Here is a 14,337-nt window from a genome sequence, read left to right on the forward strand (position 1 = left end):
AGTAAATAAGGTTCGTACAAAACAGCGCTTAGAATCTCAGGATACTTTCGCTTTCTGAATCTACCTCAGCTTCTGATTCAAATAAAGCGTCGAATTCTTTAAAATCTAAGGTGTCACTCAATCCAAAATCTGAAGGAGTCACTTCGCTCACTTTTTTATTGATACAGTGTTTGATCAGCTGCGTTAAATTTTCGACATAAGTACGAGCCAAATTCTGAACGGTCTCTGAACGATATTGTTCTTCCGAATAGTCCCAGGAAATTCTAAGTTCGTTGGCAACAATAATTGCTTTGATGATAAATTTCTCTTCTAATATGGAAGTTGGGCTAATATGGTCTCCCGAAAATTCTGAGGCTCCTGAAAAAATGGCGCTTTGATTCAGCACATTATCGATCTGTCCCAAATAATTGAACACTACATCCCATCCGCAATCTTTTAACGAACTGCGTATTTCATCAGAAGAGTGCAAGTAACGCAGACATCCATACCCCATTCCTTTGGTCGGAATTTTGCGCAACGCTTCTTTTACCGATTTTACCGTATCGCCTTCGGTTTTTGCATCGCCTTTAGACAGGATCACAGGATATTTATTGGTAAACCATCCTATAGTACCGCTTACATCTATGTCTTTCAGTACATTTTCTCTTCCGTGACCTTCAAAACCTAATGCCAATCGTTTTGTTCCGAAAACATCTTCAAAAGTCATTTGAAGTGCGCTTAACATCAAATCATTGATTTCAGTATTGTAGGCTGTATTGGCCTCTTTTAATAGCTGTTTGGTGTATTCCTCGCTCAAGACTCCTACCTGAGTTTTCTTGGTTTGTCGGGTTGGTTTGTTGGCCGAAAAATCAGTTGGAAGCGGGTTATAATCGGTATTAATTTGCTGCCAGTACTCTAACTGAGATTCTATTTCTTCGGTTTCTGCAAAGTTTTTCAGCTTGTTGATCCAATCTCTGAAAGAGTTGTTTTTATTGGCTAAGTACAAGGCTTCATCCAGTGTTTCTTCTGCTAAAAGAGTTTCGAGATCATCAATGATAAATCGCCACGAAACTCCGTCTACTGCCAGGTGATGAGAGACCATAAAAAGTCGGTTGTACTGCTCAGCATCCGGTGTTTCAATCAGAACAAAACGTGCTAAATCTCCTTTTTCGATATCCAGTGATTCCTGGTATTTTACACAAACGGCTGTAACAGCTTCGGCTATGTTCGTTCCTGCTTCGATCGTTTCGGTACGATACAAATTGGCAGGTTGTCCATAAAACTGTTTCCATTCGGTCTGCCCGTCCGTGCTCTCTTTTTGATAGCTGCATCTCAGCGAGTCGTGACGTTTGGTAATTAAGGCTACTGTTTCTTCTAATTTTTCTTTGACAATCTTTTTATCGATACTTAATAAAACGCCCTGATTAAAATGTGAAAACACGTCTTCGTTTCTTTCAAAAAACCATTGCTGAATTGGAGATAAAGGCACCTCTCCTTCTAAGATTCCCTGTTCGGCCGTGCTTAGCTCTTTACTATTTTGTTCAGCAGCAACCGCCAGCTCAGCTATCGTTTGATAGTCGAACAAATCTTGTACCTGAATTTGATATCCTTTTTTCTTCGCTCTGCTCACTACCTGAATGACAATGATAGAATCGCCTCCCAATTCAAAGAAGTTATCCGTTACCCCTACTTCTTCTACATTAAGCAGATTTTGCCAGATGGTAACCAAATCCTCTTCTACTTTTGTAGTTGGTGCAACATAGTCGCGTCCTGCTGTAATGGTAGGGTCCGGTAATGCTTTTCGGTCGATCTTTCCGTTTGAAGTTAACGGCATCTGATCTAAGGCTACAAATACCTGAGGAACCATATAATCCGGAACTATTCCTAAAAGATAAGATTTCAAATCAGTCTCTGAATAACCTTCTTCGGCCACCAGATAACTCACCAAACGTTTAACGCCTGTGCTGTCTTCTTTAAATAAAACCTCGCTTTGTATAATTCCGGAATACCCCTGAATCACTCGGCTGATTTCTTTTAATTCGACACGATAGCCACGAATTTTAACCTGATCGTCTACACGTCCTAAAAATTCAATTTCTCCCAAAGCATTTCTGCGTACCAAATCTCCGGTTCGGTATAAAACCGCACTCTTAGCTCCCGCAAATGGATTGGCGATGAATTTCTCCTGGGTTAAATCTTCACGATTCAAATATCCTTTTGAGATTCCTGCTCCTCCTAATAGTAGTTCTCCAGAAACACCAATTGGGCATAACGACATGTCGCTGCTTACAATATAAGCCTCACTGTTGGAGAATAATTTTCCAACCGGGATGGTCACATAATCAAAATCAGGATCTACTTTGTGCAATAATTTTCCAATGGTACTTTCGGTTGGACCGTAATGGTTCACGATGGTTACGTTTGGATCTTGTGCTGCGATTTCTTTTACATGTGATACCGGCAATACGTCTCCTCCAAATATGATGGTGCGTGCTGGCAATAACAAATCGGTATCGATACGTAAGGCTTGCCAGTGGCTTGGTACTATTTTGATACAATCAATTGTGTTGGCATTAAAATACGCTTGTAATTTTACCCCATCCATTAAAGATTCTTTGTTGAACAAATGCAGACAGCCTCCGCTTAGTAAAGAACCATACAATACGGTATTTCCTAAATCGGCAGAAAGCGAAGACATTAATCCAAAGCTTTTGTTGGTGCTAATTGAAATTTTAGCCTCTAATCCTTCGTAATAATCTACCAGATTCTTGTGACTTACCTGAACGCCTTTTGGCTGACCTGTTGTTCCTGAAGTGTACACGACATAAGCGGTAGTTTCTTCGGTAGCTAATGTTGAAAAAGTAACCTCCTGTGGCAGTGCTGCTACATCGGCATACTGAATATCAAGTGAAAATACCGGAACCGAAAAGTCGATTACATCAAACAAACTGCTTGATTCGATCAACAACGCTTTTATATTGGCTTCCTGTACCATGTACAACTGACGCTCTTTTGGTAAAGCAGCATCGATTGGCACATAACCTGCTCCTGATTTTAGGATCGACAAGATTCCCAATAAAGACCAGTTCGAAGTATCCATCATGATCCCCATCAGATCATTCTGCTGTAACTCATACGTCTGTTGGTAATGATACGCCAATTTGGTAGCTGCTTCGTCCAGCTCTTTGTACGTCATGCGACTATCGTTGTACACAAAAGCAACTGCATCTGGAGTTTTAGCAACCTGCGCCTCAAAAAGCGACAATACAGTTCCTTCTCCTGATAAAGTATAGTCAGCAGTATTGTAACCTACTGTTAATGCCTGCTCTTCTTCCGGGCTAAGCATTGCCAGATTTCCTATGGATGTACCTCCATCTGCCAAAATAGTAGTCAGCAGGTTTTCGTAATGTGATAGTAATCCTGCTACTGTAGCCGAACTGAAAAGATCGGTGCAATAGTTGAAGGAGAACGAAATTCCTTCCGGGCTATCTTCAGCAAAAATGGTCAGATCAAATTTTGAAATGTTGTATTCCATTCCCATTGGTTCAATGGTAATGTCGCTGAATTCAGACACCTTAGCCTCCGGATTGTTGTTTAAAACAAACAAGACCTGGAATAAAGAATTCCTGCTTTTATCTCTCGCTTTCTCTACGCGATCTACTACTTTTTCAAACGGAACGGCGATATGACTGTACGCTTCTAAAGTGGTTTGTTTTACCGATTTCAATACCTCATTAAACGATGGATTACCGGATAAATCACTGCGAAGCGCCAAAGTATTCACAAAGAATCCGATCATAGATTCTAATTCCTGTTGTGGACGATTGGCAACGGTAGTTCCGATACAAATATCTGACTGTCCGCTGTGACGGTATAACAATACTTTATAAACACTCAGCAATAACATGAATAAGGTTACGCCCTCTTCCTTTGCATAGGCACGTAAAGCCTCGCTGCGTTCGCTGTCTAATTTAAAATTGATATAATCTCCTGAACCGCTTTGAACCGCTGGTCTTGGATAATCTGTAGGAAGTGCCGAAGGAGCAACTCCCGTCAGTTTAGAATCCCAATACGCTAATTTCTCTGCTAAATAATCTCCTGAAATCTCTGAACGCTGCCAAACCGAATAATCGGCATATTGAAAATCAAGAACCGGTAAATCGGCTTCTTTTCCTTCTTTATAGGACGCATACAAGGTTTTAAACTCATTTACGATCAGTGACGTCGACCAGCCATCGGTTGCAATATGATGACGAACCAGCAATAAAATATGCTCATTATCTGATTGTTTGATGACAGTTGCACGTAGCATATAGTCTTTAGACAGATCGAAAGGACGGTTTACTTCTTCTTTGATAAATGCAGCCTGATCTGCCACAGCAGTGAAAATAGTAAGATCCCAGGCATCTGAAGATTGTACTTTTTGATAGGCAATACCTTCTTTTTCTACAAAAATGGTACGCAGCGCCTCATGACGTTCTACAATAGTATTTAACGCTCGTGAAAGAAATTCTATATTCAAATCTCCTTTCAGGTTTAATAATACCGGTACATGATAATGCTCACTTCCTTTTAACCTGTCGATAAACCACAAACGCTCCTGCGCATAAGACAATGGAATGTCTGCCGGTAAATCTTGTTTGGTTACCAAAGGCAATACAGCCGTGTTGTCCTGACTTTCTATAAAAGCTGCTAAAGCTGCAATATTAGTATGATCGAAAATATCGGTGATATTGATGGCAACATTCAATGTCGTTTTGATCGCTGATAGCAAACGAACGGCCAGTAAAGAATGTCCTCCTAATTCGAAGAAATCATCGGTAACTCCTACTTGTTCTACATTTAGTAAATCCTGCCAGATGGTCACCAGGTCTTTTTCTACTTCAGTTTCGGCGGCAACATACACACGGTCCTGCGTCACTGTAGGGTCCGGTAATGCTTTTCTGTCGATCTTTCCGTTTGAAGTTAACGGCATCTGATCTAAGACCACAAATACCTGAGGAACCATATAATCAGGAACTATTCCTGAAAGATAAGATTTCAAATCAGTCTCTGAATAACCTTCTTCGGCCACCAAATAACTCACCAAACGTTTAACGCCTGTGCTGTCTTCTTTAAACAAAACCTCGCTTTGTACAATTCCGGAATATCCCTGAATCACTCGGCTGATTTCTTTTAATTCGACACGATAGCCGCGAATTTTAACCTGATCATCTACACGTCCTAAAAATTCAATTTCTCCCAAAACATTTCTGCGTACCAAATCTCCGGTTCGGTATAAAACCGTACTCTTAGCTCCCGCAAATGGGTTGGCGATGAATTTCTCCTGGGTTAAATCTTCGCGATTCAAATATCCTTTTGAGATTCCTGCTCCTCCTAATAGTAATTCTCCCGAAACTCCAATTGGGCATAACGACATGTCGCTGCTTACAATATAAGCCTCACTGTTGGAGAATAATTTTCCAACCGGGATGGTCACATAATCAAAATCAGGATCTACTTTGTGCAGTAATTTTCCAATGGTACTTTCGGTTGGACCGTAATGGTTCACGATGGTTACGTTTGGATCTTGTGCTGCGATTTCTTTTACATGTGATACCGGCAATACGTCTCCTCCAAATATGATGGTACGCGCTGGCAATAACAAATCGGTATCCAGACGTAAGGCTTGCCAGTGGCTTGGTACTATTTTGATACAATCAATTGTGTGGGTATTAAAATACGCTTGTAATTTCACCCCGTCCATTAAAGTTTCTTTGTTGAACAAATGCAAACAGCCTCCGCTTAATAAAGAACCATACAATACGGTATTTCCTAAATCGGCAGAAAGAGAAGACATCAATCCAAAGCTTTTGTTGGTGCTGATTGAAATTTTAGCCTCTAATCCTTCGTAATAATCTACCAGGTTCTTATGACTTACCTGAACACCTTTTGGCTGACCTGTTGTTCCCGAAGTATACACGACATAAGCGGTAGTTTCTTCGGTTGCTAATGTTGAAAAAGTAACCTCCTGTGGCAATGCTGCTACATCGCCATACTGAATATCAAGTGAAAATACCGGAACCGAAAAGTCGATTACATCAAACAAACTGCTTGATTCGATCAACAACGCTTTTATATTGGCTTCCTGTACCATGTACAACTGACGCTCTTTTGGTAAAGTAGGATCAATTGGAACATAACCTGCTCCTGATTTTAGAATCGATAAGATTCCTAATAAAGACCAGTTCGAAGTATCCATCATAATACCCATCAGGTCATTTTGCTGTAACTCATACGTTTGTTGGTAATGGTACGCCAATTTGGTAGCTGCTTCGTCCAGTTCTTTGTACGTCATACGGTTATCGTTGTACACAAAAGCAACTGCATCTGGAGTTTTAGCAACCTGCGCCTCAAAAAGCGACAATACGGTTCCTTCTCCTGATAAGGTATAATCAGCGGTATTGTAACCTACTGTCAATGCTTGCTCTTCTTCAGGGCTAAGCATCGCCAGATTTCCTATAGATAAAGTATCGTTTACTAAAATAGTACCCAATAAGTTCTCGTAATGTGATCTCAATCCTGCTATTGTAGCGGCACTGAAAAGATCGGTGCAATAGTTGAAAGAGAACGAAATTCCTTCAGCGCTGTCTTCAGCAAAAATGGTTAAATCATACTTAGCTACATTATAATTCATAGCCATTGCTTCGATGGTAATATCGCTAAATTCAGACACTTTAGACTCCGGGTTGTTGTTTAAAACAAACAAGACCTGGAATAAAGAACTTCTGCTTTTGTCTCTGGTTTTCTCTACGCGATCTACTACTTTTTCAAACGGAACGGCAATATGATTGTAAGCTTCTAAAGTGGTTTGTTTTACCGATTTAAGCACCTCATTGAAGGATGGATTACCGGACAAATCACTGCGAAGCGCCAAAGCATTCACAAAGAATCCAATCATAGACTCTAATTCCTGTTGCGGACGATTGGCAACGGTAGTTCCGATACAAATATCAGACTGTCCGCTGTGACGGTATAACAATACTTTATAAACACTTGACAATAACATGAATAAAGTTACGCCCTGTTCTTTTGCATAAGTTATTAAAGCCTCGCTGCGATCACTGTCTAACTTAAAACTGATATGATCTCCACGATTGCTTTGAACCGCTGGTCTTGCATAATCAACAGGAAGTGCAGACGGGGCTACTCCGCTTAATTTGGACTCCCAATATCCTAGTTTCTCTTCTAAAACAGCACCAGATAATTCTGAACGCTGCCAAACCGAATAATCGGCATATTGAAAATCAAGAACCGGTAAATCGGCTTCTCTTCCTGATGCATAAGAAGCATATAATTCTTTAAATTCTTTAACAATGATCGATTCCGACCAGCCATCTGTTGCAATGTGATGGCGTACAATCACTAAAATATGTTCGGCCTCCGCTACTTTAATAACAGTCGCACGCAGCATATAATCTTTTGCTAAATCAAACGGTTTGTTTATCTCATCGGCTATAAGATCCTGATAATCGGCATCCGCAGCAATCACATTCAGTTCCCAGCTATCAGCCGGTTGTACCACCTGATAAGCTACACCTTCATTTTCTACAAATACGGTGCGTAAGGTTTCATGACGTTCTACAATTGTTTTTAAAGCCTGAGCAAGGTAGGCTGTATTTAGTACTCCTTTTAAGTTTAATAAAACCGGCATGTGATAATGCTCACTTCCTTTTAACTTATCGACAAACCACAAACGCTCCTGCGCATAAGATAATGGAATCGCTTCCGGTAAATCTTGTTTGGTTACCAAAGGAAGTACTGCACTAGTATCCTGCTTTTCAATAAAATAAGCCAAATCAGAAATCGTTGGATTACTAAATACGTTTGTAATCGTAAGCGCAACGTTCATTGTATTTTTTATAGCCGATATTAATCGCACTGCCAATAAGGAATGTCCTCCCAGTTCGAAGAAGTTATCCGTGATTCCAACCTGCTCTGCTTTGAGTAAATCCTGCCAGATGACAGCCAATTCCTCTTCTGTTTTTGTGGTTGGGGCTACATATTCGTATTCTCTGCTAAATACCGGATCCGGTAATGCTTTTCTGTTTACTTTACCATTTGAGGTTAATGGAATGGCATCCAACTCTACCATAATTCCCGGAATCATATAACCTGGAATATGCTCTTTTAAATAGGCAATAACATCTTCTTTTGTTTTACCTGCTGTAAGAACGATATATGCTATCAGTTCATTTACGCCGTAAGCGTCTTCTCTCGCAATAACAACTCCCTGACGTATAGCCGGACAGCTGTTTATCACGGTATCCAATTCTCCCAGTTCAATTCGGTAACCTCTAACTTTTACCTGGCTGTCTTCTCTTCCAAGGTATTCTATAGTTCCATCCTGAAGCCATTTTGCATTGTCACCGGTTCTGTACAATTTACCTTCTCCAAAAGGGTTGTTTACAAATCGGAACGCATTAAGTTCCGGAAGGTTGATATACCCTCTGGCTACCTGAACACCTCCTATATAAAGTTCTCCTGTAACACCTTTGGGTTGTATGTTCATTTCACTATCCAGAATATAAATCTGAGTGTTGGCCACTGGTTTACCTATCGTAATACGTTTTAAGTCAGTCGAATTAAAAGGAATAATACAGCTTGTTACATCTATCGAAGCCTCTGTTGGTCCGTATAAATTGGTCAAAGTAACATTTGGTAATGCTTTTTGAAATTCTTCTGCCTGGCTTATTTTTAGAGCTTCTCCACTACACACTACATTTTTCAGACTGCTGCATTTCGTAACATCGATATCCAGTAAAAAGGCACTTAACATAGAAGGCACAAAGTGAATCATGGTTACCTGATGAGTGGCAATCAGTTCTCTTAAATAATCACTGTCCTTATGTCCTTCCGGTTTTGGAATGACTAGTTTACAACCGGATAACAGCGGAAGAAAAAACTCCCAAACCGATACGTCAAAACAAAAAGTAGTTTTTTGTATCAATACATCGTTAGCCGTTACATTATAATATTCCTTTGCCCATAATAAACGATTCACTAAACCGCGTTGCTCATTCACTACTCCTTTAGGGTTTCCTGTAGATCCCGAAGTATAAATTACATAAGCTGCATTGGAAACCGGTATTGCTACATTAGGATTCGCTACTGACTGATTTGCAAATATGGTATCGTGCTCGTCCAGGTTTAGTATGGCAATATCTTCCAGAAAATTAACTTTACTGCTGCTTCCGGCATTTACCAATATCGCCTCTGCCGCTGTGTCTTTTAGGATAAATTCAATTCGCTCTGCCGGATAATGAGGATCAATAGGGGCATAAGCTCCTCCCGATTTCATAATTCCCAGCATCCCGATAACCATTTCAAAAGAACGTTCCATACACAGTCCAACGATAGACTCTGTTGTAACTCCTATACTGCGTAAGTAATGAGCCACCTGATTGGCTTTTGCATTTAAGGCTGCATAGGTCATTGTTGCTCCTTCATAGGCCAAAGCAATTCCTTCCGGATTAGCGGCAACCTGTGTTTCAATTAAGTCAACAATGGTAATATCTGTAGGGTAATTGTTTTTTGTAGCATTAAAGTCTACCAGTAATTCATTTTCTTCTTCTTTACTGATGTAGATTAACTGACCAATTGGAGTTTCCGGTTGAAATAATACTTCTTCTAAGATTTGTTGGTAATGTCTTATTAAGCCTTCAATCATTTGATATTCGTACACTTCTGTATTGTAAGCAATATCTAAAATTAACTGTCCTCCCGCTTCTCTGAAATTAAGCTCTATATCAAATTTTGAAACGGTTTCTCCTAAATCAACAATGGTATTGGTTTTTGATGCGGGTATTTCGATCGTTTCCTCATTTGCTGTATTCTGAAGCACTAATAAAACATCAAATACACTGCTTCTTCCTGCATCTCTCTTGATGTTCAGGTTTTCTACCAAACTGTCAAAAGGATACATTTGATGATTGAACGCCTCCAGGGTCTGCTCTTTAATTCTTTTATAAATGGAAGCAAAATTCTCCTGAGCGTTTATAGTATTACGCAAAGCGATTGTATTGACATAAAAACCAATCTGATTGGCCAAATCGGCATGATCACGGCCTGCTACCGGACTTCCGATGATAATATCTGAATCTGATGTATATTTATGAAAAAGAATGTTGATCGTGGTCAATAAACTGATAAAAGTACTGCTGTTGTTCTCTTTTGTAAAACGCTGAAGCATGGCAGTAGTCTCCTTAGAAATGTAAGCTCTTAAGCTACGTCCTTTGTGCGTTTTTACCGAAGGGCGGCGTTTTTCTGAAGGAAGATCTAAAACAGGCAGTTCTCCTGCAAGACTTTCCATCCAATACGTTTTGTCTGTAGTTGAACCGGCTGTATTTATTTGTAAAGCCTGCCAGTTTGCATAATCTTTATATTGTATGGCCAAAGGTGCAAGATCTGGAGTAATTCCCTGTACAAAAGACTCATAAAAGGTAAATACATCTTTTGACAGTACATTCATAGACCATCCGTCACCTATAATATGATGCATGTTGTAATAGAAAACATACGCATCCTCTTCCGTCTGTAATAAACTTAGACGAAACAGCGGTCCGTTTTCTAAATCAAAAGGGACAAATGAATCTTTTTTAATATAGTTGGATACACTGGCTTCTTTATCGGTAACAGTTCTGAAATCAACATAAGACAGCTTAAAATCTACCGCTGCTGTTGGCTTTACATATTGACGTACTTCACCGTTTTCATCCATTTTAAAAGTAGTGCGCAGGATTTCATGACGGTCTATAGTAGCTGTTATTGCTTTTTGAAAACACTCAATGTCATAACTGCCTTTTAAAGGGGTATGCATAGGCATGTTGTATACCTCAGATCCTCCTTCAAACTGACTTAATGTCCAAAGACGACGTTGTCCCGCAGATACCTCATAACTTTCAGCTTCAGCAACAGTCGCAATTGACTCAAAATTAAATTTGGTATTGTTTTTAGTGCTTTTAAGTAAAGTAATTAATCGCTCTTTGTTGGTCGAAATATCGATTTTATCTTCTGCTGTAAGAGCTGCTGTGTTTCCTGTTACTCTTAAATTTTCTTCTGAATCATCAAGGAAAATTTGTACTTCTTTATTCGATAAACTGGTAATTATTGATTTGATATCTTTCATCTTAAAATGTTTTCTTAAATACTGGAATTATGAATTAATAGCTTAAATAATTAAAATGGTCTATGTACAACGCCAAACACATTGTTCTAAAAGACAATGTGCTGTGCTGATTTGTTTTGATTTTGTAAGGAATGATTGAAATAAAGGATCTTTAATACAGTAGGACAAGTACAAAAGTCGCTTTGATGATTAGCTGCTCCCGGAACACAGGCGGCAATAATCTATTTAAAAGGAATTCTAAAAATTACGCTTTAGCAAAAACGTTTTCTGTTGCATTGGATAGATACGACAAAGGAATGATGGCTGAGATGTTTTGACGTAAAGAGCTTAGTCTGACACTGATTCGGTGCTGATTGTCGACTCTGAAAACTTCGCATTCCAAACCAGAAAGGTCACCATGCTCAATTTTAAGTTTATCGCCTATTTTAGGCAGTACCGGTTCGATCTGAACATCTGTGATGTCCTCCACCTGGGTAAAAAGCTTGATGTAATCAATTTCTTCTTCAGAAACTTTTCCGTATTCTTTGCCAAATGACAAGTACGAACAACCGCTTTCTACATTTAAGGCATCATGAAAGTCTTTATTGGATTTGATGTTTACAAAGACATAACTTGGAAATAATGGAATCTGAATTTTCTTGGTTCTGTCACTCCATTTTCTGATGCTGGTGGCCATCGGTAAAAAAGCTTCTAGTTTTTTTTCTATTAACTCTTTGTAGACTTTACTCTCATGTCTGTACCTTACGTAAAGAACATGCCATCCTTGTTTTTGATCCATACTATTTGTTTTTTTTCGTCACCGGACATAGCTGCGCTATTACCAGTCACATGGTTATTTTTTTTAGAGATCTGTTTTTTGGTTTAATAGCTTTACCTTTTTTACTTTGAAGTAATTTTGGTAATAATGTTTTTGTTGCAACTCTCAGGACAATTGTTATTGTGTTTGGAGCGCTTTGTAAAAATCGGTTTGTTGAGGATTCAACTACTTATTTTTACTGAAGTAAATTTACAATAGCGGTTTTCAAATTCTACTACACCAAAGTGTAGTTCAGCTTGTTAGCGTTAAATACTACCTTATTGGGTAGTTTGTAGTTTACAGACGAAAGCTGAAAATCTTCCGGTGTAACCAAATGTTTGTTTTCATTGTAGAAATTAATCAGTCCATTATAAGACATGGATACCGGAATAGTTTCTGATCCCAGGTATTCGATTGATTTTCCAACTATTTTGGCTTTGATTCCCATTAGGGTTAATACGCGAAGCAGTTTAGCGTCGATTTCGGCAAAAGCCATGTTGTCTTTGTGTTTGCAAACCGGTGCAATGGCACAAACCAATAGTTTTTTTAACAGATTAACGTCACGAACGCCTTTTTTGATGGCAAAACGTCCAATGTGCCAGATTTCATTGATGGCATCTCCTTCTGCGCAGATGAAAGGATTGATACCAAACATTTTCTGAATTGGAAGTGGTGTGATGAAATCCCATTTCAAAACTCTGATGGTTCCTGTAAAGTCACCTTGTTCGTTTTTGAAAGCGAATATTTTTGAGTTTTCTAAGTAGCCCATTTCTTCTTTGTAAACCGCATCGATATCATTTTGATAATGACCCGGAAGAATTTCATTGGAATGGTGATTGAAGTTTTCTGTGACTACAAATTTTGACATAAGTAAGATGTCATTTTGACTAATTGCTGGGTGGTTGTTTTTGGCGAGTTTCATAGTGTTTGTTTTCTCCAAAACTATCACCACAATTTACGCTTCATATTACACAAAATACTAGTTTCCAGTATTTTACTTAAAAACTACCCTTAAGTGTAGTTTTTAAATAGGCGTCATGATGTGAAAAAAAAGCGTCAAAAAAAAGATCTTCCTTCCTTTCCAGATTAAAATTTTATCAGTTAAATATTAAAATTTTTAACATTATATACTCAATTTTCCTATATTCACATCCTGTTAAAAAAATATTAAAATATGGTAATTGAAAACGACTTTTTTTCCTCAAACAACACCGTTCACAAGATCTCCGAGGATGAAAAAGGCAGACTTGGAAATTATTTAGAATTGGTCCGGGCGTTTGCCAGAACTACTTACAGCAGTATTTATATTATTGATTACGAAAAGAAAGGTTTTGAGTACGTGTCCGAAAATCCATTGTTCTTATGCGATCACACTCCGGCAGAAGTTCAGGAATTGGGTTACGCCTTTTACTTTAAGTACGTGGTAAAAGAGGATTTGGATTTATTACTAAAAATCAACACTATAGGGTTTGATTTTTATCAGAATATCCCCGTAGAGGAGCGTTTGAATCATACGATCTCGTATGACTTTCGTTTGAAGAATCCCAATGGAAAGACTTTTTTGGTGAATCAGAAGCTGACTCCTGTTTTTTTAACCAATGACGGAAAAATTTGGAAGTCGATTTGTATTATCTCTCTTTCTTCTGAATTGCAGTCCGGAAATATTAAGATTTACAAAAAAGGAGAGAATAAGATCTACAGTTACGACCTGGAGGGAGATTTTTGGAAGGTGATGAAAAAAATAGAACTTACCAGTCGGGAGAAGGAGGTTTTGCAGTATTCTATCAGGGGGTTTACGATTGCCAATATGGCCGAGAGTATGTTTGTATCAGCAGATACGATTAAGTTCCACAAGAGGAAGTTGTTTACCAAACTTGGGGTTGGGAATATTGCCGAGGCAATTGCCTATGCCACCAGTAACAAACTGATTTAAAAGACATAGGCTTTTATTTCTAGGGGATAAGTGTTTTTCAGGCAGATTTTTTCTGTTGAGGCCTTACTATGGCTATGGTTTTAACACATAGAAACATAGATTTTATAACTGAAAAAAGGCGTTTCACTTTTAATAAAACACAGAGTACTAGACAAGAGAAATACGTTTCTCTTGTGCATAGTTTTTGCACTTTACATTTCACATCTTACATCCCACATTTTACATCCTGAAACCGATGTTTTTCTGCGATTATTTTTTTCTCGCAGATTGCTTCGCCTGTTCGCTATCGCTCGGGTTGGCTGATCTAGCAGATTTTTTTTTAATCCTTTTAATCTGTGGCTATATTTTAAACACATAGAAACATAGATCTTCCAGCTGAAATTAAGCATTTCATTTGTAATAAAACACAGAGCGTTATCTAAGAGCAATGTGTTTCTTTTAGACATTCTTTTAACATCTAAC

4 protein-coding genes are annotated in these 14,337 nt (G+C 38.7%); 1 reads left to right on the plus strand and 3 read right to left on the minus strand.

The window, feature by feature from the left end; genetic code table 11:
* Nucleotides 1–28: 28 nt before the first annotated feature.
* The 3 genes from ACN1CN_RS20450 to ACN1CN_RS20460 form a co-directional block, all read right to left on the minus strand.
* On the minus strand, nt 29–11,146 hold the full coding sequence (locus ACN1CN_RS20450; protein ID WP_419137237.1) for an amino acid adenylation domain-containing protein: 11,118 nt from the start codon (nt 11,144–11,146) through the stop codon (nt 29–31).
* 244 nt (nt 11,147–11,390) lie between these two features.
* The gene (locus ACN1CN_RS20455) at nt 11,391–11,924 is read right to left on the minus strand and encodes a UpxY family transcription antiterminator (RefSeq protein ID WP_419137239.1); all 534 of its coding nucleotides are present in this window, start codon (nt 11,922–11,924) and stop codon (nt 11,391–11,393) included.
* Nucleotides 11,925–12,177: 253 nt separating this feature from the next.
* Nucleotides 12,178–12,810, minus strand: coding sequence for a hypothetical protein (locus tag ACN1CN_RS20460; RefSeq protein WP_264523063.1), 633 nt, complete (start codon nt 12,808–12,810; stop codon nt 12,178–12,180).
* 306 nt (nt 12,811–13,116) lie between these two features.
* Between ACN1CN_RS20460 and ACN1CN_RS20465 the strand changes: the two genes are divergently transcribed.
* Nucleotides 13,117–13,875 (plus strand): response regulator transcription factor, encoded by a 759-nt coding sequence (locus tag ACN1CN_RS20465; RefSeq protein WP_264523062.1) that lies wholly within the window; start codon nt 13,117–13,119, stop codon nt 13,873–13,875.
* Nucleotides 13,876–14,337 lie beyond the last annotated feature (462 nt).

Source organism: Flavobacterium sp. T12S277 (genome assembly GCF_048514875.1).
In the GTDB taxonomy this organism is placed as follows: Bacteria; Bacteroidota; Bacteroidia; order Flavobacteriales; family Flavobacteriaceae; genus Flavobacterium.